The sequence below is a fragment of the Pseudoalteromonas sp. CH_XMU1449-3 genome, assembly GCF_037027245.1.
Lineage (GTDB): Bacteria > Pseudomonadota > Gammaproteobacteria > Enterobacterales > Alteromonadaceae > Pseudoalteromonas > Pseudoalteromonas shioyasakiensis.
The window spans coordinates 314,044-336,128 of sequence record NZ_JAYMDY010000002.1 but is presented as its reverse complement, the minus strand read 5'-3'; the positions used below and the strand labels follow the sequence as shown (position 1 = coordinate 336,128).

At 39.8% G+C, this 22,085-nt stretch carries 22 protein-coding genes; all 22 read left to right on the top strand.

The features are described from left to right. The first annotated feature begins 47 nt into the window (after nucleotides 1-47). Nucleotides 48-980: a chemotaxis protein gene (locus WA256_RS04080; RefSeq protein WP_054562222.1), complete on the top strand. Its 933-nt coding sequence runs from the start codon at nucleotides 48-50 to the stop codon at nucleotides 978-980. A 21-nt stretch (nucleotides 981-1,001) separates the two neighbouring features. Then, nucleotides 1,002-1,832 (top strand): CheR family methyltransferase, encoded by an 831-nt coding sequence (locus WA256_RS04075; protein ID WP_054562221.1) that lies wholly within the window; start codon nucleotides 1,002-1,004, stop codon nucleotides 1,830-1,832. Between the two features lie 136 nt (nucleotides 1,833-1,968). Further along, nucleotides 1,969-2,379, top strand: coding sequence for a flagellar basal body rod protein FlgB (flgB, locus tag WA256_RS04070; RefSeq protein WP_054562220.1), 411 nt, complete (start codon nucleotides 1,969-1,971; stop codon nucleotides 2,377-2,379). A 2-nt stretch (nucleotides 2,380-2,381) separates the two neighbouring features. After that, nucleotides 2,382-2,813: a flagellar basal body rod protein FlgC gene (flgC, locus tag WA256_RS04065; protein WP_054562219.1), complete on the top strand. Its 432-nt coding sequence runs from the start codon at nucleotides 2,382-2,384 to the stop codon at nucleotides 2,811-2,813. 13 nt (nucleotides 2,814-2,826) lie between these two features. Further along, nucleotides 2,827-3,510 carry a flagellar hook assembly protein FlgD gene (locus tag WA256_RS04060; RefSeq protein ID WP_054562218.1) on the top strand — a complete coding sequence of 228 codons (684 nt, stop codon included), beginning with the start codon at nucleotides 2,827-2,829 and terminating at the stop codon, nucleotides 3,508-3,510. A 51-nt stretch (nucleotides 3,511-3,561) separates the two neighbouring features. After that, the gene (gene flgE / locus WA256_RS04055) at nucleotides 3,562-4,929 is read left to right on the top strand and encodes a flagellar hook protein FlgE (RefSeq protein WP_063529168.1); all 1,368 of its coding nucleotides are present in this window, start codon (nucleotides 3,562-3,564) and stop codon (nucleotides 4,927-4,929) included. 160 nt (nucleotides 4,930-5,089) lie between these two features. Then, the gene (locus WA256_RS04050) at nucleotides 5,090-5,854 is read left to right on the top strand and encodes a flagellar basal body rod protein FlgF (protein ID WP_054553307.1); all 765 of its coding nucleotides are present in this window, start codon (nucleotides 5,090-5,092) and stop codon (nucleotides 5,852-5,854) included. A gap of 21 nt (nucleotides 5,855-5,875) precedes the next feature. Further along, a complete protein-coding gene (flgG, locus tag WA256_RS04045) occupies nucleotides 5,876-6,664 on the top strand; it encodes a flagellar basal-body rod protein FlgG (RefSeq protein ID WP_054553306.1) in 789 nt (262 codons plus the stop codon). 15 nt (nucleotides 6,665-6,679) lie between these two features. After that, nucleotides 6,680-7,363, top strand: a complete 684-nt coding sequence (gene flgH / locus WA256_RS04040; protein WP_054562216.1) for a flagellar basal body L-ring protein FlgH — start codon at nucleotides 6,680-6,682, stop codon at nucleotides 7,361-7,363. A 12-nt stretch (nucleotides 7,364-7,375) separates the two neighbouring features. Beyond that, complete coding sequence (locus tag WA256_RS04035) at nucleotides 7,376-8,470, top strand: flagellar basal body P-ring protein FlgI (RefSeq protein WP_054562215.1); 1,095 nt, start codon at nucleotides 7,376-7,378, stop codon at nucleotides 8,468-8,470. Between the two features lie 194 nt (nucleotides 8,471-8,664). Beyond that, nucleotides 8,665-9,633 carry a flagellar assembly peptidoglycan hydrolase FlgJ gene (gene flgJ / locus WA256_RS04030; protein ID WP_335989154.1) on the top strand — a complete coding sequence of 323 codons (969 nt, stop codon included), beginning with the start codon at nucleotides 8,665-8,667 and terminating at the stop codon, nucleotides 9,631-9,633. Between the two features lie 13 nt (nucleotides 9,634-9,646). After that, nucleotides 9,647-11,656, top strand: coding sequence for a flagellar hook-associated protein FlgK (flgK, locus tag WA256_RS04025; protein WP_335989152.1), 2,010 nt, complete (start codon nucleotides 9,647-9,649; stop codon nucleotides 11,654-11,656). Nucleotides 11,657-11,658: 2 nt separating this feature from the next. Then, the gene (gene flgL / locus WA256_RS04020) at nucleotides 11,659-12,891 is read left to right on the top strand and encodes a flagellar hook-associated protein FlgL (protein WP_335989150.1); all 1,233 of its coding nucleotides are present in this window, start codon (nucleotides 11,659-11,661) and stop codon (nucleotides 12,889-12,891) included. A 347-nt stretch (nucleotides 12,892-13,238) separates the two neighbouring features. Next, nucleotides 13,239-14,204: a flagellin N-terminal helical domain-containing protein gene (locus WA256_RS04015; RefSeq protein WP_058586416.1), complete on the top strand. Its 966-nt coding sequence runs from the start codon at nucleotides 13,239-13,241 to the stop codon at nucleotides 14,202-14,204. Between the two features lie 431 nt (nucleotides 14,205-14,635). Further along, nucleotides 14,636-15,607: a flagellin N-terminal helical domain-containing protein gene (locus tag WA256_RS04010; protein ID WP_058586415.1), complete on the top strand. Its 972-nt coding sequence runs from the start codon at nucleotides 14,636-14,638 to the stop codon at nucleotides 15,605-15,607. A 162-nt stretch (nucleotides 15,608-15,769) separates the two neighbouring features. Next, on the top strand, nucleotides 15,770-16,735 hold the full coding sequence (locus tag WA256_RS04005) for a flagellin N-terminal helical domain-containing protein (RefSeq protein ID WP_058586414.1): 966 nt from the start codon (nucleotides 15,770-15,772) through the stop codon (nucleotides 16,733-16,735). 88 nt (nucleotides 16,736-16,823) lie between these two features. After that, nucleotides 16,824-17,246, top strand: a complete 423-nt coding sequence (locus WA256_RS04000; protein WP_058586413.1) for a flagellar protein FlaG — start codon at nucleotides 16,824-16,826, stop codon at nucleotides 17,244-17,246. Nucleotides 17,247-17,269: 23 nt separating this feature from the next. Continuing rightward, nucleotides 17,270-18,676 carry a flagellar filament capping protein FliD gene (fliD, locus tag WA256_RS03995; RefSeq protein ID WP_335989145.1) on the top strand — a complete coding sequence of 469 codons (1,407 nt, stop codon included), beginning with the start codon at nucleotides 17,270-17,272 and terminating at the stop codon, nucleotides 18,674-18,676. A 26-nt stretch (nucleotides 18,677-18,702) separates the two neighbouring features. After that, a complete protein-coding gene (fliS, locus tag WA256_RS03990; protein WP_058586411.1) occupies nucleotides 18,703-19,131 on the top strand; it encodes a flagellar export chaperone FliS in 429 nt (142 codons plus the stop codon). After that, complete coding sequence (locus WA256_RS03985) at nucleotides 19,121-19,396, top strand: hypothetical protein (RefSeq protein ID WP_058586410.1); 276 nt, start codon at nucleotides 19,121-19,123, stop codon at nucleotides 19,394-19,396. The genes fliS and WA256_RS03985 overlap by 11 nt, the downstream gene beginning before the upstream one ends. Then, nucleotides 19,389-21,497: a motility associated factor glycosyltransferase family protein gene (locus WA256_RS03980; RefSeq protein WP_058586409.1), complete on the top strand. Its 2,109-nt coding sequence runs from the start codon at nucleotides 19,389-19,391 to the stop codon at nucleotides 21,495-21,497. Before WA256_RS03985 ends, WA256_RS03980 begins: the two co-directional genes overlap by 8 nt. Next, the gene (locus WA256_RS03975) at nucleotides 21,497-21,982 is read left to right on the top strand and encodes a GNAT family N-acetyltransferase (RefSeq protein ID WP_058586408.1); all 486 of its coding nucleotides are present in this window, start codon (nucleotides 21,497-21,499) and stop codon (nucleotides 21,980-21,982) included. The genes WA256_RS03980 and WA256_RS03975 overlap by 1 nt, the downstream gene beginning before the upstream one ends. Nucleotides 21,983-22,085 lie beyond the last annotated feature (103 nt).

The following is a 22,085-nucleotide window of genomic DNA, read 5'->3' as shown; positions in this document are numbered from 1 at the left end:
AGGCAATTATTGTTCCAGCTCTGATTGTTTATCTTTAGGAGATTGAAATGGCAGGCATTTTAGACTCAGTTAACCAGCGTACTCAGTTGGTTGGGCAAAACCGCCTTGAATTACTATTATTCAAACTCAGAGGGCGACAACGCTTTGGTATAAACGTGTTTAAAGTAAGAGAGGTTCTGCAATGTCCACCACTTACTAACATGCCTAAATCAAATGCGTACATTCGCGGTGTTGCGCATATCCGTGGTCAAACTATCTCTGTTATTGATTTATCGATGGCTGTAGGTGGCCCTGCAATTGAAAATATCAAAGACAGTTTTATCATCATTGCTGAGTACAACCGTTCAGTGCAAGGGTTTTTAGTTGGTGGTGTTGAACGCATCGTGAATATGAACTGGGAAAAAATAATGCCGCCGCCTTCGGGAGCCGGACGTTATTCTTACCTAACTGCGGTCACTGAGATTGAAAACGAATTAGTTGAAATTCTCGATGTAGAAAAGATATTAAACGAAATTTGCCCAGTTAACACTGAAGTGAGTGCTGAAGTAGTTGGTGAAGGTGAGATTCAGCGTGACTTAGGTGAGCGTATTGTCTTTATTGCTGATGACTCTGCAGTAGCTCGAAACCAAGTTAAGCGTGCGCTTGAACCTCTAGGTGTACAAACTGAACTAGCTAAAAACGGAAAAGAAGCGCTTTTACGTTTAAGAGAGATTGCTCAGCTCGATTGTCAAAATGATATTACTGAACGTGTTGGTCTATTAATATCTGATGTAGAAATGCCAGAAATGGACGGTTATACCTTAACCGCTGAAATTAAGGCTGATCCAAAATTATCACCTTTGCATGTGATCTTGCATACCTCTTTAAGTGGGGTGTTTAACCAAGCAATGATCGAAAAAGTGGGTGCTGATGATTTTATTGCAAAATTTAACCCAGATGAATTAGCGACAGCTGTGAAGAAGTGGGTTCATTGTGATTAATTATTTATAGGTGGTATTACTTTGGAAAATAAGCATTTACAACAAAGCGAATACGATCAATTCCGCTCTTTTTTAGAGCAACAATGTGGCATTGTGCTTGGCGATAATAAACTTTATTTAGTTAAAAGCCGCCTTGCGCCGCTTATGGCGCGTTTTAATGTTGAGTCTTTATCACAGTTGGTAAGTAAAACACTAAGCCCTCATGAGAGGCAGCTTCGTGCCGCTGTCGTTGATGCGATGACAACCAATGAAACGCTTTGGTTTCGTGACCAATATCCGTTTGAGTTATTGAAAACAAAACTATTTCCTGAGCTTAAAGATGTGCGTAGGCCACTAAAAATATGGTCAGCGGCAAGTTCATCAGGACAAGAGCCGTACTCAATTGCCATGTCTGTTGCCGAGTTCCAATCAAAAAACCCAGGCGTATTAAAGATGGGTGCGCAAATTATTGGCACTGATATCTCTAATACCATGCTTGATATGTGCAAGAATGCTGAGTATGACTCGCTGGCGCTCGCTCGTGGCTTGTCGATGGAGCGTCGTCAAAAGTTCTTCAAGGACAGCGGTAATGGAATGGCTCAGGTAGTTGACCCTATACGTAAAATGGTCAGCTTTAGACATTTAAACTTACTCGATTCATATGCCCTTATGGGCAAGTTTGACATCATATTTTGCCGTAATGTGTTGATTTACTTTTCACCAGAAGTAAAAGCTAAAATCATTTCTCAATTTGCTCAAGCTTTAAACCCGAAAGGTTACCTGTTTTTAGGTGCGTCAGAATCAATGGCGGGCTTAAGTGATAGCTTTGATATGGTTCGTTGTAACCCGGGTATCATCTATCAGAAAAAGTAAACTCTCCTTAGCAACCTAGCCCTTAGGTTGCTAAATTTACCTATTTTTTCAGTCTCTTATATAAATTAAATTACTCCTAAATTTTTGGCTTAGCTTTTGCATTAACCACTGCAGAGTCAATTTTTTGGAGATGGTTATGGCTATCAGTTTTGATAAAGCATTTGGTGTTCATCCTCATGCGATGTTGATCCGTTCACAACGCGCCGAGTTATTAGCGACAAATATCGCTAATGCTGATACGCCGGGCTATAAAGCGAAAGATATCGATTTTGCCTCGGCATTAAAAGCGGCAAAAAGCAACCAACAAGGCGGCAATAGCATGGTAAGAACCGATGCTAAACATATTGCCGGGGGCAGTCGTTTTGTTGGCAGTGCAGAAATGTTTCGTACGCCAAATCAAGCAGATACAGGTGATGGTAACTCAGTCGATATACAAGTGGAACGAAACTTGTATGTACAGAACTCATTAGAGTATCAGGCAAGCCTGCAATTTATGAGTAGTAAAATTAAAGGCCTTAAAAAAGCCCTCGGTAGTCAAGGAGCTTAATCATGAGTTTGTATAATGTTTTTGATATTTCAGCAACCGGTATGAGTGCGCAAAATGTTCGCTTAAATACCACAGCCAGTAATATCTCGAATGCAAATACGATTAGTTCTAGTCAAGATCAGACATATCGAGCGCGCCACCCTGTTTTTGCTGCAGAGTTGACTAAAGCGTCAGCATCACAAAGCAATCCTCAGGGCTCTTCTGTTGGCGTTAAAGTGTTAGGCATTGTAGAGAGTGATAAACCTCTACAAATTGAATATAACCCGAACCACCCAAGTGCGGATGAAAATGGTTATATCTACAAACCTAACGTTAATGTTGTAGAAGAAATGGCAAATATGATTTCTGCCTCTCGCTCTTACCAAACAAATGTGCAAGTTGCTGATGCAGCTAAGCAAATGTTAAGTAAAACACTGTTGTTAGGACAACGGTAACCGAGGATAAGTTATGAGTAACGACATCAGCTCTGCATCATCATCCTATATGGATAGTTTGCGTTGGAATCAAAGTAGTACGCAAACAACTGAAGAAGACAACAACACGCTTTCTCAGGAAGATTTCTTTTCGTTGTTAACACAGCAGTTGTCGTTTCAGGATCCAAGTAATCCTGCTGATAACGATCAAATGATTGCGCAGATGACGAACTTTACCATGGCTGAAGGTATTTCAAACTTAAACGAGAAGTTTGATTCACTCACTGCATCAATGACATCAAATTCTGCGTTACAGGCTTCGACTCTTGTTGGTAAGCAAGCGTTACTTGAGTCTGACACCATTGATTTTGATGGCGAAAATCTAGCTAAAGGGTCGGTGGTTGCAGAAACCGCTGTTGAATCTTTAACGCTAAGAATAACGGATTCATCAGGCCAGTTAGTGCGTACCATTGAATTAGGTTCTCAGTCAGCGGGTGCACTTCGTTTTGAATGGGATGGTAAAGACAATGATGGCAATGTGCTACCTGAAGGTGAATATGACATCAGTGCTGAAGGCTTTGTAAATGGAGACTACAGCAGTATGCCAATGGCGACCTTTAAGAATATTGAAAGTGTCAATATTAATGGCGCAAGCGGCATTATCGTAAATACAAAAGAGGGTGCGGTTAGGCTAACTGATATAGCTGAAATCGCATAAGTAAAAAAGGTTTGGGTTAGCTTAGGCTAAGAGATAGGTTAGAGGTGAGTTATGAGCTTCAATATTGCATTAACAGGCTTAGCAGCCGCGCAAAAAGATTTAGACGTTACCGCAAATAACATTGCTAACGTTAATACTACGGGCTTTAAAGAGTCTCGTGCAGAGTTCGCTGATGTATACGCATCATCAGTATTTAGTTCTGGTAAAACAAAAAATGGTGACGGTGTAAGAACGACAATGGTGGCACAGCAATTCCACCAAGGCTCGTTATCTTTCACAAATAACTCTCTTGACTTAGCGATCACTGGTGAAGGTTATTTCGCAATGGCGAATGACCTAGGCGCGCAAGACTTCACATATACTCGTGCAGGTGCGTTTAAACTAAACCAGGATAACTTCATTGTTGATGCAAGCGGTAACTACTTACAAGGTTTCCCTGTTGATGAAGCAACCGGTGATACCACTTCTGTTAGCTTAAGTACATCTTCGGCGTTACAAATTCCTGATGCATCAGGTTCACCACGTGCAACCACGAATGTTTATTCATCATTTAACCTTGATTCACGTGCCTCTGCGCCAACAGTGACACCGTTTGACCCTGAAGCAAGTGCTACATATAACAGTTCAACATCAACAACTGTGTATGATTCATTAGGTGAGCCACATATTTTACAGTTCTTTTTTGTGAAAACAGACTCAGCGACAACAGGTAATGAAAATGAATGGGAAGTGTATGCAACACTTGATGAAAAACCATTTGATGCAAGTGGTGTAGAGCAAACAACAACGCCTTATACACCACTAACTACATTCCAATTTGATTCAAGTGGTTTACCACTTAACACGGATGGTGTTGCAAATACTGATGCATCATTTAACCCATTAACTTTACCAAATGGCGCAGGCGCTGCGACAGGTTTATCTGACTTACTATCTAATGGTGCTAGTTTCCCTGATGATGTAACGATGAACTGGCGTGATGAAGCGGCAACAGCGAATAAAGTACCTACTCAATATGCTAGTAACTTTGAAGTAAAAGCACTTGAACAAGATGGTGCGACTGTAGGTCGTCTATCAGGTATCGATATCGGTTCTGACGGTAAAATTGTTGCTTCATACAGTAACGGTGACACTTCATTCTTAGGTCAAGTTGCGATGGTACGCTTTTCGAACTCACAGGGTTTACAGCAAGTGGGTGATACTTCTTGGAAGAAGAGTTTAACGTCAGGTGAGCCTATTGCTGGCGAACCAGGTTCAGGTACCTTGGGTTCAATTAACTCATCTGCGCTTGAACAATCAAACGTTAACCTAACTAACGAACTTGTTGATTTGATTAGTGCGCAGCGTAACTTCCAAGCAAATTCACGTGCGCTTGAGGTTAACTCAACACTACAGCAAAACATCCTACAGATCCGTTAATTTTAACGGCTCTAAGCTTAATCCGACACGAAGGCTGCTCCCTCTATTGGCAGCCTTTTTTCATTCTAATTATTCATTTTTCTCTTCTATTTTAGCGTCAATTTTACTTTGGCACTTTTATTGCATTTCTTAGTTATCGTATTTTTAGTGAGTCAATGTTATGGACAAAATGGTCTACATTGCCATGTCGGGTGCTAAGCAAAGTTTGCGAGGTCTTGAACTCAAGGCCAACAACCTTGCTAATGCTAACACCACTGGCTTTAAAGCTGATTTTGCACAAGCTCGCTCTATGCAAGCCTTCGGTGAAGGTCTGCCATCTAGGGTGTTTGCAATGCAAGAACGCCCTGGATCTAATATGGAATCGGGTGGTTTTGTTGAAACTGGCCGCGAGCTTGATATCGCGATGAGTGACCGTGGTTGGTTGAGTGTACAAGATGCATCAGGCAATGAGGCGTACACCAAAACTGGCACATTAAACATTACTCCAGATGGCGCGTTGATCACTAGCCATGGCCGTCAAGTAATTGGCGAAGGTGGTCCAATCATTTTGCCATTACCTATCGAGAAAGTTGAGTTTAGTGAAGACGGTGCTATTCAGGTTCGCCCACAAGGTGCGCCAGCTAACTTTTTGGAAGTGGTTGATCGCTTAAAAGTGATTGAGGCTGATAATACTCAGCTTGAAAAGGGAAATGACGGTTTATTTCGACCAAAAGAAGACATGTTGGTCAATGACCTTTGTGGTTTTTGTGATATTTCACCAAACGTAAAAGTACTGTCGGGTACGCTTGAAATGTCGAACGTAAACCCAGTGCATGAAATGGTCGACATGATCAGCAATCAACGCCAATTTGAATTACAAGTTAAATTAATGAAAACAGCCGAAGAGCTCGACGAGCGTCAAGATCAGCTGTTACGCATTGTTTAAGATGACTGAGAGGGTAGAGTTATGAATCCTGCATTATGGATCAGTAAAACCGGGCTTGACGCCCAGCAAACCGATATTTCGGTGATCTCAAATAATCTCGCGAATGCCAGCACGGTAGGCTATAAAAAAAGCCGCGCCGTATTTGAAGATTTACTATATCAAAACATCAATCAACCAGGTGGTCGTTCATCTCAAGACACTGAAATGCCATCGGGTTTAATGCTTGGTGCCGGTGCCAAAGTGGTTGCTAACCAAAAGAACTTTTCACAAGGTAACATGCTTACCACAGAAAATTCATTGGACTGGATGATTTCAGGCCCGGGTTTCTTTGAAGTGCAATTACCAGATGGCAACATTGCATACTCACGTAATGGTCAATTCACCACTGACGAAGATGGTCGCATTGTAACTTCTGGTGCGGGTTTTCCATTACAGCCAGAAATGAACGTACCAGACGATGCACAATCAATTACTGTTTCGCAAGACGGTGAAGTGTCGGTACGTATTTCAGGACAAGCAGAGAACGTGGTAATTGGTCAGCTAACAATTAGTGACTTTATTAATCCATCAGGTCTTGAGCCAATGGGGCAAAACTTGTACACCGAAACCGCTGTGAGTGGTGCACCTGTGCAAGGGAACCCAGGTATCGATGGTTTAGGTACTGTGGTTCAAGGTTCTCTAGAAACGTCTAATGTGAATGTAACAGAAGAACTCGTTAACTTGATCGAAACGCAACGAATTTATGAAATGAATTCAAAAGTGATTTCAGCGGTTGATGAAATGCTTAGTTACATCAATCAACAGCTTTAATGGGTAGGAGGCAGCATGCGTAATATTATCTTAGTCACATCGGCAGCATTAATGCTGGGTGGTTGTATGACAACGCAAAATCATCATGTGGTTCAGGATGACCCTTACTATGCGCCTATGTATCCGGAGCCAACAACAGAGCCAATGGTACCAACGGGTTCGTTGTTTGATAGTTATTCAGCAGATGACTTGTACTCAGATAAAAAGGCATTGCGCGCTGGTGATATCATCACGGTTAAATTGCAAGAATCAACGCAAGCCACCAAAGCCGCTAAAACCGAAACCGATAAAGAAACGGACGCTAGTTTAGACCCTGTTATTGGGCTTGGTGGCAATCCTGTGAATATTGGTGGTGATAGCATTCAGTTTGGTATTGGTTCTGGGGCATCGTTTAAAGGTGATTCAAAGTCTAACCAATCAAATAGCTTATTTGGTGATATTTCTGTCAATGTGATGCGTGTTTTACCTAATGGAAACTTGGTTATTCGTGGTGAAAAATGGCTTACTTTGAATACCGGTGAAGAATTTATTCGCCTTGAAGGCTTAGTTCGTCCTGAAGATGTGCAAGCAGATAACACGGTCACATCAAACCGTATTGCTAATGCGCGAATTCAATACTCAGGTAAAGGGCAAATTCAAGAAACGCAAAGTGCAGGTTGGCTGTCTCGTTTCTTTAGTAGTTCGCTTTTCCCATTTTAGAGGAATAAAGTCATGAATGGGTTTAAATACATAATCGCTCTTTGCTTAATTAGCCTGCAGTTTTCTGCACAGGCTGAGCGAGTCAAAGATGTATCTATGGTTGAGGGCGTGCGCGCAAACCAATTAGTGGGTTATGGTTTGGTTGTCGGTTTGCCAGGCACAGGTGAACAAAGCCGATTTACTCAACAAAGCTTTAAAGCCATGCTGAATGGTTTTGGTATTACTCTACCTGATAGCTTAAAACCTAAGATTAAAAATGTTGCAGCTGTGGCTGTACATGCAGAGTTACCGGCATTCAGAAAACCCGGTCAAACCATTGATATTACGGTTTCGTCTATCGGTAGTGCGGGTAGTTTACGTGGCGGTACTTTATTACAAACCTTCCTGAAAGGGGTTGATGGCAATACCTATGCGATTGCACAAGGCAGCTTAGTTGTAGGAGGTCTAGGTGCTGAAGGGGCAGACGGTAGCCGTGTAATTATTAACACACCCACAGTAGGCCGTATTCCAAACGGTGCCATTGTAGAGCGTGCTATTAAGAGCCCGTTTATGCAAGGTGACTACATTACCTTTAATTTAAATCGTCCTGATTTCACAACGGCTAAACGCTTAGAGCAAACGATTAATGATTTAGTGGGTCCTGACAGCGCTCAGGCAATCGATGCAGCTTCAGTACGAGTGTTAGCACCGCGTGATGCTTCTCAACGTGTTGCTTATTTGTCGACACTTGAAAACTTAGAGTTTAAGCCAGCAGACACAGCAGCAAAAATTATTGTGAACTCTCGCACAGGCACAATAGTGATTGGCAAAAACGTGAAGCTACAGCCTGCGGCGATTACACATGGTGGTTTAACGGTCACCATTGCTGAGCAGCAAAATGTGTCACAGCCAAATGCTTTAAGTGATGGTGAAACTACCGTTACCAATCAAAGTATTATTGATGTGAACGAAGATGATTCACGTGCTTTTGTATTTAATCCAGGTGTTAATCTTGATGATCTCGTGCGTGCAATCAATGAAGTTGGGGCCGCACCGGGTGATTTAATGGCAATCCTTGAAGCTTTAAAAGAAGCGGGGGCGATAAACGGGCAACTGGTTATCATTTAAATTAAAACGCGCTTTCGAGCGCGTTTTTTGTTTTAGTAATTCTTAAATCGTTCAGTGTATAAACATCAGCCAAAATCTTGGCTCTGAAGTTACTCCATTCCTGTATAAGTTATTAGCCATTCATTTATAAAGTTTTTTATTGGCGCAATTTTTGCATTTTAATTTTCATTATTAACTATTGTGTCAAAAAGCTGATGGATACTAATCATCTCGACAAGCAAAACTTTTTTGATTTAGGCAACTTAGACTCATTACGTCAAAATGCCTTAAAAAGTGATGCCTCTAGCGATGCGTCAAAAGAGGCGCTGAAAAAAGCGGCGGCACAATTTGAATCTATCTTCACTCAGATGCTGCTTAAAAGTATGCGTAAAGCAAATGAAGCGTTCGAAGATAAAGACAGCCCATTTAATTCAAGCGGCGTTAAATTTTTTGAAGAGATGCATGACCAACAAATGTCGGTTGAGCTTTCATCAAATGGCTCGTTGGGTCTAGCTGACTTGATTGTTCAGCAACTCTCGCCAGACGGTAAAGAGTTTACCCCAGGTTCTGTACTTAGAACGACGGCTAACTTTGATAGTGATAAACGCGCAAGCGGTGCTGTTGATAGCACTACTGAGGCTAAGGCTAAACCACAAGCTGTCGAGGATACATCAGCGAACGAGCAATCAGAAAATCGCTTTGAAGATGCTGAGTCTTTCATTAGCTCTGTTTGGGAGCACGCTAAAAATGCGGCTGAGAAAATTGGCTTAAACCCAGCTGTGATGGTTGCTCAAGCAGCACTTGAGACGGGCTGGGGTAAACACATCATCAGTAAAGCTGATGGCACAAGTAGTAACAACTTATTCAATATTAAATCGGATAGGAGCTGGCAAGGTGATAAAGCAAGCAAAGTCACGCTTGAATTTGAACAAGGTGTGCCAGTTAAAAAGCAAGCAAGTTTTCGCTCTTATCAATCGATTAAAGATAGTGTGAACGACTTTGTGGATTTTTTAAATGAAAACCCACGTTATCAAGAAGCACTTAATAATACCGCAGAACCTGCAGCCTTTTTAGATTCGTTACAAAAAGCAGGCTATGCAACTGATCCAAATTATGCCGATAAAATTAAGCAGGTATTGAAGCGCGTTGAGCTTCAAAGCGTCGCTGCTTCATTGGTACGTTAAGGAGTAGACCCTCATGTCATTTAGCTTATATGACATAGCAAATGCCGGTGTAAGAGCTAACTCTGAGCTTTTACAAACCACCAGTAAAAACATCGCCAACGTTAATACCGAGGGCTATGTACGTGAGCGTACTGAGTTCACAACCATGATCGATAACCAAGTCGGTCGTGGTGAAACGTATCGCTTACTAAATGAATTTGCACAAAAGCAATTAAATAGAGATACCTCTAATAAAGCATTCTTTGATCAGTTTGTAACTGAAGCAAGCCGTGTAGATAGCTTGTTTTCAGAAGAGTCAAACAGCTTATCAACGAGCGTAAATTCGTTTTTTAACAATGTTCAAGAAAGCTTAAATCAACCGTCATCAACAGTAGCTCGTTCACTGGTCATGACGGATGCACAAAATTTGATTGATCAAATGGACAGGTTGTCGAGCATTGTTGTTGACCAAAAAGCAGTGGTAAATGAGCAGCTAGAAATCTTTTCAGATGAAGCTAATAACTTGATCCAAAATATCAGTGATTTAAATACCAAGATTGCGTCGGTTCATGGTACTGATCGTGAGTCAGTCTCAAGTGGTTTATATAATGAACGTGATAAAGCAATTCGTGACTTATCTGAGCTGATTGATATTGAAACACTCGATGGTAATAACGGCGAGAAACAAGTGTATTTAGGCTCTGGTCAAGCACTTGTTATGCAAAGTGGCACATTTAACCTGTTTTCATTCAGTGGCGATCCTGATCCGAACTTTAAAGAATTAAAACTTGATGTAAACGGTGGCAAAGCCGTGCCGCTTGAAGTTGATGTGAGTAAATTGAAAGGCAAAATTGGTGGCTTACTGGCATTTCGTGACGATATTTTAGTGCCAGCGCAAAACCAACTTGGTCAAATGGGCTTAGCATTAGCCGATGCCTTTAACCAACAAAATAGCTTAGGTATGGACGCTAATGGTGAAATTGGCGGCGATATTTTTGCTATTCCAACGGTAGATGCGTTTGGTTATCAAGCCAATACGGGCACATCAACAATGACGGCAACCCTTGAACCTGGTAAAGGCAGCGAATTGCCAGCAAGTGATTTTATTGTGACCTATACAAGCGCAACCACTGTTGAGATTCAGGCAATCGATAATAAAGGTGAACCCATTGGCACCGCATCTACAGCAAATGTGACTGCCGGTGTGATTGACTCATCAACTATTACAGGTGGTGAAGCGTTTGGTTTACAACTCAACGTATCAGGTGCTGCAAATACTGGTGACCAATTTATGGTTAAGTTGAACTCTCAGGCTGCAACTAGCTTAGAGCTTGCAACTGAACGTCCTGAAGATTTAGCGTTAGCATCACCTATTCGAACTGCGAACGATATCAATAATACCAGTGATGCAAGTATTTCTGCTGGCACAGTGTCCGATATTGACAACTCAACGGGTATTACCGTGGGTCCTCCACCGAGTTTGGCGAATGGCGATATCACATTAGTGAAAACGGCGAATGCTAACGAGTATCAAATTACAGATGGTAACGGTACATCGACGTTTACCATAACACCGCCTGCTGAGAATATTCTTGCTCAAGCAGGGGCGCCTTACGATACCTACGGTTTTGACTTCAATATTGAAGGATCACCTGCAACAGGTGACGCCTTCACAGTAGAGTTTAACACTGGTGGTTTTGATGATAACCGTAATGGTTTGCTATTGGCCGATTTACAAAATGGTGAGCTAGTGCGTCAAAATGTTGAAGCAAGTAGTACAGCCGATAATCATAAAACGTTTAATCAAGCCTATTCAGGCATTGTCACTGATATTGGTGTAGTGACTAGTCAAGCCCAAACGAATGGTGCGGCCTTTACAGCACTGGCTGATCAGTCTGAAGCTTGGTATGAATCACTATCAGGTGTAAACCTTGATGAAGAAGCTGCAAACTTACTGCGCTTCCAGCAATCGTATGCTGCATCGGCACAGGTACTTTCAACAGCACGTACTATTTTTGACACCTTATTAAGTGCGGCGAGGTAATTATGCGTATTTCAAATAACATGATGTATAAGAATAACCTTAACTCTATTCTTAACTCACAACAAAATGTAAACAAAGCGCAAGAGCAGGTTAATACTCAAAAGCGTGTATTGACTGCTGCTGACGATCCTTCGGCTACGGCTCGCGCACTACTTTATACAGATCGCATTCAAGGTAATGAGCAGTTCACAAAAAACATTACAATGCTGAATAGCCGCCTAACAACAGAAGAAAGTGTACTGCAAAATATTAAAGGTGCGCTTGAGTCTGCTTATACGTTATCGATTCAAGCTGGTAACGGTGCCTATAGTGATATCGACCGTGAAGGTATTGCTGAAGAAGTTAAAGCATTGCAAAGTACGGTACTTGATTTGATGAATGCAAAGACCGAAGACGGTAAATTTATCTTTTCGGGTTACCAAGATAATACCCCATCTTATAGTTACAATAGTACTTCTGGTCGCTATGAATATGGTGGCGATCAGGGGCAACACAAGATCAAAGTAGCTGAAGGTGTAGAAATCAAATCAAGTGACAATGGTTTTGATACATTCGAAAAAGTAAATGCACGCCTAAATGTAGCTTCAAACGATGGCACAGTTTCGGGCGGTATTACAAGCTCAAAAATTTATGTTACTGAGCAAGCTGATTTCGATAAATTCCATCAGGCAAATTACAACGCTGATCCTGCTGCAGCGGCAAATGCCAATACACTAAGCTTTATTACTACCGCAGGCACACCTAATACATTTGTTGTGCAGCAAGCTGGTGTAACGATTGACAGCGGTAGTTTTGAAAACGGTAAAATTGAATATCAAGGTATGGAGATTTCTGTTTCACCTGTTGCAAATGGCCAAGTTGATGTTGACCTTGAAGCACCACAAAAAGAGAATGCGTTAAATACTTTGGACGATCTGATTGCAGGACTAACCAATCCTGATTTAACTCAAGAAGAGTTTGATCAAGTTTTAGCTGATGCCATCGTACAACTCGATAATGCCAAAAATCAGGTTTCACTTGTACAGGCTGGTTTGGGTGGTCGCTTAAATACAGCCAAGAAAATTGAACAATCAAACGGTGACTTAGATACTAGCAATAAAGCTGCTAAAGCTGAGCTTGTTGAGCTTGATATGGCTGAAGCGATTACTGAACTCACCAAACAAGAAACATCACTGCAAGCTGCACAGGCAACATTTGGCCGTTTGGCTAACCTCTCATTATTTGATTACTTATAATTTATGTAGGTTAAGCTTATTTAATAAGCTTAACCTATAAAACCTTCCTTAAGTTTCCTACTTTAAAAGCGCTTTTAGCTCACTCTTTATTGTGTTTTTACCCTCGTTAACACATCGTGATAGCGGCTTTAAAGGTAACCAGAAGCCATGTTTAGCTAAAATTTTAAATTATTTTTCTTTTAAAAATAGCATGTTAAGTGAAAATTTAAAAATTGTTTAAAAATTCACTAAAGGATTTTTTGAGCGGACCGATAACTTAATTAACCAAGCAGAGTAACAAATGACAGTTACCGCTTAATTAGAGTAAGTTTGAGAGTAAATGATAAGTTTACTTCGGGAGAAATATCATGGCACTTTATGTAAATACAAATGTTAGTTCATTAAACGCTCAAAGACAATTAATGAATTCTGGTAACTCACTTGATACATCATTCAAGCGTTTATCATCAGGTCTTCGTATCAACAGCGCAGCTGACGATGCGGCTGGTCTACAAATTTCTGACCGTTTAACATCGCAAATTAACGGTCTTAACCAAGGTAACCGTAATGCGAACGACGGTATCTCTTTAGCGCAAACAGCTGAAGGTGCGCTAGACGAAGTAACAGCAATGTTCCAACGTGTACGTACGCTTTCTCAACAAGCAGCAAATGGTTCAAATACCGATGAAGACCGCTTAGCGATTCAAGAAGAGATTCGTTCACTGATGTCTGAGGTGAATCGTGTTGCTGAAGATACAACTTTTGGTGGTCAAAATCTACTTGACGGTTCATACGATGCAGAGTTCCAAGTGGGTGCAGATGCTGTACAAACAATTGGTTTCAGTATGCAAAATGTAGGCGGTTCAGCTACGGGTTCTATGTCTGCAAATGGTGGTTTTACTCTTTCAGGCATTGCGGGTATCGCAAGTGCAGTAACTGGCGACCGTTTATCTGGACTAGCTGAGGGTGCATCAGATATTGGTGGTGCAGCATTAGCAACAGATACATTTGCTGCTGCTTATATTGCAACAGCTATAAGTGTATCAAGCCAAGTAAATGCGCAAGTGACTTTAGCAGGTATGGACGCGCTTATCGCAGTAGTTGATAAAAAACGTGCTGAGCTTGGTGCGGTACAAAACCGTTTCCAATCTACTATTCGTAACCAATCGAATATCTCTGAAAACTTAAGTGCAGCTAAGTCACGTATCAAAGACACTGACTTTGCTCAAGAAACAGCTAACTTAACTAAGATGCAAATCTTACAACAAGCTAGCCAAACAATCTTGAGTCAAGCTAACCAACGACCTCAAGCGGCGTTAAGCCTACTAGGTTAATAGTTGAGGGATTTAAGTTAAGGTGAAGTCAAAACTTTGACTTAAAAGAAAAGCGCCTTTGTCTAATGGGGTATTAACAAAGGCGCTAAGATAGGATTATAAAGCGGAGGCGCTCAAAATCCTGACATTAGTGTTCTAACATTTGTAAGAACATAAAATATAAAGCACAGATTATGCCATAATTTGTGTTATTAAACCCACTCTTAAACTTATCTCTCTTAAGGCTCCTACATGGAGCCTTTTTTCATTCTTTTTTAAACTAAATTAATTGTTGGCCTATTAATTGCTCTGTTTACTTCAAGTTAATTAACTAATAAGCAAAGTGGCAGTATTTTGCCCCAGGCGACTTAGATTTGCCGCTATAAGGGTCACTTTGTCAAATTCACTTTTTAAAAGTGACTTTACTTTGACAGATAAGAAGAGAGTTTATTATGGCTTTATATGTAAATACTAATGTTAGTGCATTAAATGCACAAAGACAGTTGGATAGAACAGGTACAGATCTAGATAATTCATTTAAACGTTTATCATCAGGTCTACGTATTAATAGTGCAGCTGATGATGCTGCCGGTTTACAAATATCTGACCGTTTACAATCGCAAATTCTAGGTCTTAATCAGGGAAATCGAAATGCTAATGATGGTATTTCACTTGCGCAAACTGCTGAAGGTGCGATGGATGAAATTACATCAACATTCCAACGTATTAGAACACTATCTCAACAGGCTGCAAACGGCTCGAATACTGATGAAGACCGCTTAGCAATCCAAGAAGAGATCCGTCAATTATCAGATGAAGTAAATCGCATAGCTACAGATACAACATTTGGTGGTCAAAACTTATTAGATGGTAGTTATTCTGCTAGTTTCCAAATTGGTGCGGATGCAGTTCAAACCATTGGCTTTAGTATGCAAAGTGTAGGTGGAACTGCTGCAATAAATAGTTTATCAGCTGATGGAGGCTTCACTCTTTCAGGTATTGCAGGTATTGCAAGTGCCGTTGGAGGGCAGCAGCTTTCAGCTTTAGCTGAAGGTGCATCAGATATTGGTGGTGCAGCATTAGCGACTGATAGCTTTGACGCTGTTTTTAGAGCCTCTTCAGTTTCTGTTTCAACTCAAGTAAATGCTCAATTGGTTTTTGCTGGAATGGACGCGCTAATCGCTGTTGTAGATAAAAAGCGTGCAGAGTTAGGTGCTGTGCAAAATCGTTTTCAATCTACGATTCGAAACCAGGCGAACATCTCGGAAAACTTATCAGCTGCAAAATCACGAATTAAAGATGCTGATTTCGCTGCAGAAACGGCTGCATTAACTAAGAACCAAATTTTACAACAAGCAAGCCAAACAATTTTAGGTCAAGCAAATCAACGACCTCAAGCGGCTCTAAGCTTATTACAAGGATAAAATTTAAAAATTAGTTAAAAAATTTACAAATAAAGCTAAAGCTTTCGCTTTATCAGACGATAACTGATTTAGAGAACTATAAATCTAGGACTCTAAGTCGGTTAAATAGCAGGGTAGGGGTATCCCGCTGTTTAGCTATAAAATGATAAAGCGGAGGCTATTATGGCTATCTATGTAAATACTAATGTGAGTTCTTTGAACGCACAGCGCCAGCTAATGAAATCTGGCAACTCTTTAGACACTTCATTTCAGCGCCTTTCGTCAGGTTTACGCATTAACAGCGCAAAAGACGATGCGGCAGGTATGCAAATTTCTAACCGTTTAACTGGTCAAGTTAATGGTTTAAATCAAGGTAACCGAAATGCGAATGACGGTATCTCTTTAGCACAAACAGCTGAGGGTGCACTAGACGAAGTTACTTCGATGTTCCAACGAGTGAGAACTCTTGCTCAACAAGCATCTAATGGTTCGAATACTGATGAAGACCGTTTAGCCCTTCAAGAAGAGATTCGTTCATTAATGTCTGAAGTGAATCGTGTCGCCGAAGATACTACTTTCGGTGGTCAAAACCTTCTTGACGGTTCTTTTGATGCTAATTTCCAAGTCGGTGCTGATGCAGTTCAAACAATCGGCTTTAGTATGCAAAACGTTGGTGGTTCTGCAACTGGTTCTCTTTCTGCGAATGCTGGCTTCACTCTTTCTGGTATTGCGGGTATTGCAAGTGCAGTAACTGGTGACCGTTTATCTGGCCTAGCTGAAGGTGCGTCAGATATTGGTGGTGCAGCATTAACGACAGATACATTTGCTGCAGCATACATCGCGACAGCAATAAGTGTATCAAGCCAAGTAAACGCACAAGTGACTTTAGCTGGTATGGATTCACTTATTGCAGTAGTTGATAAAAAGCGTGCGGAGCTTGGTGCGGTTCAAAACCGTTTCCAATCTACTATTCGTAACCAATCAAATATTGCTGAAAACTTATCTGCTGCACGTTCGCGTATACAAGATACAGATTTCGCAACTGAAACAGCTAATTTAACTAAGATGCAAATCTTGCAACAAGCAAGTAGCTCAATTCTTAGCCAAGCAAATCAACGTCCTCAAGTAGCGCTTTCACTACTAGGCTAATATTTGTTTTATAAGCCACTTTGGGTTGCTAGGAAATTTACTCTGAAGTGGCTTATACTTAATAAGTAAGATATTAAGAGGTATTACTATGATAGATCTTAATTCAACGCAAAGGTCTAATGATAACCTTACTACTAGTGGAAATTCTGCAAATTTAAAAGCTGAAATTGATGATATTAAAGCAAGTAAAGGCACAGAAATTGCTGGTAGAGAGCCTGTGGATATTGAGCAAGTTTCTAAACAAAATGAGCAGAGAGATAAAAACGATCTAATTGCTGAAGTAAAACAAAACTTAGAAAAGCTTAATAGCTATATCCCAGTCACATCAACAAATTTAATTTTTGAATTTGATGAGATGGGGGAACCGCCTATTATCAAAGTTCTTGATAAAGAAAATGATGAGGTAATTCGAGAAATTCCAACCGAAGAGTTTCGCGAAGTGGCTAAAGCTTTAGAAGAGTTTGCCGATAAATTAAGCAATAGAGGTTTGTTGTTCGATAGAACCGCATAAAGTTAGCATTTAGGAGTATTATAATGGCATCAATTACATCTGCAGGAGTAGGCTCTGGTCTTGATCTAGAAAGCATCATCAGTGCGACACTATCAGCTGAAAATACTCCAAAAATGAATGCTTTTGTTAAAAAAGAAGAATCGCTTCAGGTTGAGTTATCGGCTTTAGGTGAAGTGAAATCAGCGTTATCGAAACTGCAAGATACAGTCGAGAAGCTTGCTGACCCTGATAACTTTGATAAACGAATTGCTAACATCAAGCAGCCTACTAGTGATGATGGTGATTTAATCTCGGTAACTCCAACTTCAGATATTACCCCAGGGGACTTCAACATAGAAGTTGTTGAGCTTGCACAGGGTAGTCGCGCAACTTCCGATGATGGTCTATTTACCTCAACAGATGATGTTGTCACAGCTTCTGGCGGTACTTTATCTTTTGCTGCTGGTGATAAGAGCTTTGATATAACACTTGATGCTGGTGCAACTCTTGCTGACTTGCGTGATGCTATTAACGATTCTGATCTTAACTTTGGTGTTACTGCTAATATTATTAATACAGGCACAGAGTCTAAGCTTGTTTTTACTTCGAATGTAACAGGCACTGGTAATGATCTAGTTATTACTAACGACAATGCTGAGCTAGATAATGTTTCTACTTTAGCAAACGATGGTGTTAGTGCTGGCGGGATAGCTATCGCTTCTGGTAATGAAGCCAAAGACGCGACAATAAAGGTTGATGGTATCACTATCACCAATGACACCAACACATTCAAAGATGCTGTTCAAGATATGACAATTACGGCTAAACGCCAAAGTGTTGACGGTGAAACTGCCAAATTGTCTGTCGAGTATGACAGGGAGAGTATAACTACACTGGTTGATGAGTTAATTGCAAATTACAACAATGTAGTAGGCCAACTAGGTTTTCAATCAAGAGTAGGTAAACCTTTAAATAGCGATGCTACAATCAGGTCTTTAAGTTCACAATTAGTAAATACACTCTCAACTAATTTGTCTGATGCAGGCCCATTTACCAGTATTTTTGATATAGGTTTAGGTGTTGATAAAGAAGGTTACCTTGAAAAGTCGAGCTTAGTTCGTAGTTTAAATGAAGCGATGGATGATAACTTTGACAACATTGGCAAAGCTTTTGCAGGTGAAAACGGCGTTGCTAAACAGTTCGAGGCCTTACTTAATAATTACGTAGACTCTGATGGTATCATAAAGCAGCGTGAAGAAAGCTTGAATGGCCAATTAGATGAGCTAGAAGATGATGTTTTAAATCACCAATATAGAATGGAAGAGCTCGAAACTCGATTAAGGCAGCAATATTCAGGGTTAGATGTTTTGCTTGCGCAAATGCAATCAACGCAAACTTATCTGAGTTCGCAACTTGCTAGTTTACCTGGTTTCACTAAGTCTAGCAGTTAATTTTCAGCGATAAAAAGGTAGAAAGTATGTACAACGCTAAAGTTAAGAATTATCAAAAAGAGGCTCTTAAAACCCGAGTAGCTGGTGCTGACCGTTACGAAATCATTCAAATGTTAATGGCTGGTGCCATTGAAAAAATGGTGCTTGCGAAAGTGGCAATTGAAAAAAAGCACCTTGAAGCTAAAAGTGAGCATTTATCAAAAGCATCAGCTATTTTAGAGGCATTGAGAGGGTGTTTAGATTTTGAAGTTGGCGGTGAAGTCACTGAAAATCTTTATGCATTGTATTCTTATATGATTGACCGTTTACTAGATGCAAGTATTAAAAATGATCCTGAAATAGTGATAGAAGTTTCTAACTTGCTAAAAGAGATCAAGTCAGCTTGGGACGCAATCCCACATGATATAAGAGAACAAACATTAAACGAAAATGGTGTTGATGCCAATGTCGGCTGATTTTGAAAAGTTGTTCTCTGATTTTGCTTCTGCAATTGAATCAAACGAGGTTGAAAAATCACTTAAGATAGATGAAGAGATAAAAACTTTATTTTCTAACTCTATAGATAGAGAGCACTTCAAAAGTGATGAAGATATTTTAAATGTAGTAGAGCAACATAAAGCACTAATCGAGCAAGTTATTGCTAAAAAAAAATCAACTGTTAAGCAGTTAGCTCAGTTCCAAAAAAATCAGAAAAACTTGAAGAAGTACCAAAATGTCTGAACCATCTCAACAGCAACAAATTGAAGAAATTGAAGCGCAGCTAAAAGGCATTTCAGAAAAAGATAAAAGAGATGCACTTTTTGCAGAAGAAGCAAATAAAAGATTTGAAAATAATATAAATGCCTTCAAAAAGTATTTTCCAGAGATCGCAACGAAATTCTTATCACATCAACCTTCAGAGAAGTTTAATTTATTTCTTAATGAAAATGGTACTGCTAACTTTGTTGATTATGACACTGGTGTACCACTTTACGGTGAAGATCCTTTAGCACAGTCCAAATCCCAAATTGAGCAAATGTTTAAAAATCCTATTATGGGAAAAGTCGATCATAGCCGAGTTGAGTTTTTAAAGAATGAAACAAACTTTGTTCATATTGATTTAATGAAATCTATAGGACGAGTTTACAACAATGCTAGCCAAAATTTAGGAGAAAATAAGGCTGTTGATGAGCGAGTGCCTAGCGCAATTATATTTGGTGTTGGCTTAGGCTATTATCTAAATAACTTTTTTGACAAGTTTATTGCTGATTACATCAGTATTTTTGAGCCAAATGAAGACTATTTTTTCGCAAGTTTATTCACCTTTGATTGGCAGTCATTTCTCCAAAAAGTCGATGACTCAGGCAGCTTTCTGTATTTTGCTATTGGAGTATCTGAAAGTGAAATGTACGAAGCGTTACATGATAGAGCAAACCAGATAGGTGCGTTTAGTGTTGCCTCAGCACTTTTCTTTCAACATTATCCCTCAGAAGCTGTTAATAGACTCATAGCTGAATTTAAAGGAAACTTTCATCAGTTTTTTATGGGGTGGGGCTTTTTTGATGATGCTTTGTTAAGTATTGCTCATACCGTTGAAAACAGTCACAAGCCTGTTAACTTATTAAAGCCAGAAAATAAAATATCACCTGATTTTAATCAATTTCCTATCTTTATAGTTGCGAACGGGCCTTCTCTTGATAAAGACATTGAGGTGATAAAAAAATATCAAAAAGATGTCATTGTTGTTGCATGTAATTCAGCGACCACTTCTTTACTAAATCACGGTATTGTTCCTGATTTTCACGTTGCTCTTGAAAGAACAAAAGCAACAGAAGACTTTTTAGTCGCATTTGTGCCTGAACAAACTCGACAAGAAATAAACTTACTTGTTTTAAATGTAATGTACCCAGGTGTTTTGGACCTTTTTGGTTGGTGTGGCGTAGCTTTAAAAGGGAACGAAGCTGGTACATCGTTGTTTCATATTACTGAATATTTAAAAAATAACCGCATAACAACAACGATAGGATTTAGTAACCCGCTTGTTGGTAACACTGCGTTAAGCTTTTTTGGCAGCATGGAGTTTAAGAACATTTATCTTTTTGGTGCAGATAATGGTTATAAAGATCCTAACCATCACCATTCAAAAGGGAGTTATTACTATTCTGGAGAAGGTAAAACGATTCATGCTCCATTAAAAATGGGTGGAGAGTTGGTCGTTCCTGGTAATTTTGGTGGTGAAGTCATTACTGATCACTTTATGCACACCGGTAAAGTTCAAATGGAGCGTTTTTTAGAGTCAAAGTTAGGAACAGGTTTAAATTGCTATAACTGTAGTGATGGTACTGCCATAAAAGGAAGTATGCCATTATTATCAGAAGACATCTTTATTGAGTCTACGAACGTCAGTAAGCATGAGGTTATAAGTTTTATCAAAGCAGAACCGTTCAAATCACTAGAGCAGAATATTAATCTAGAAGAGTTCCTAGACTTCGATGAGTTTGAACAGTTATGTAATGTTATGGCTGAAATCTTAGACTCTGAAATTAATAATCGAGCAGATGCATTACAACAATTATTAAAGAGCCTGCGTTACTTATTTTCATTTAAAAACCACCCTCGCTTTACTCACCTTTACCTTCTTTTAGAAGGTGAGTCTTTGTATGTAACTTCGGTATTAATTTCATTACTTTACAACTTCGGTGATGACAAAGAAATTATCCCTTATTATCAAGAAGCCAAGGAACTGTGGAAAGACTTCATTCTTGAAGCCCCTAATCAATACAGAACAAGATGGAATGTATTGAGTGACTATAGCTTCGACTACTCTAAGCCTTCAGTTTAATGAATACATCAATCTCTACCAACCGCTTCAATTTGAGATTGTTAAATGAATCAGATGCATCTGAACGCTACTTAAGTTGGTTTGAAGACAAGATGAGTAAGCAATACATTGCTTACTCATCTTCCTCAATAAGCTCATTAAGAGAGTATATAAACTCAAAAAATACGGCTTCTGATTGTATTCTTTGGGGGATATTTTTTGAGGGCAATCATATCGGTAATATTAAATACGAGCCAATAGACCAAAAAAGTGGACAAGCCACAATGGGGATACTAATCGGTGAGCCAGCTTGGCGAGGTAAAGGAGTTGCAGCTGAAGTCATAACTGCAACTGCACGCTGCTTGATGGAACAGCTATCTATTAGTGAAATTATTTTAGGTGTTGATGCTAACAATATTCCCGCGATCAAGAGTTATGAAAAATTAGGTTTTCGTACTTTTGATAAGAAAGATCAAGGTATTTACATGCGTTGGTTGCTTTCATAAATTACTACTTTATTTTGTAGATACCTTGCCGATAACCTATATATGGGAATTTATTATCTCTATAATATTCCTAAACAAATCGATATTATCTAATCATATTCTT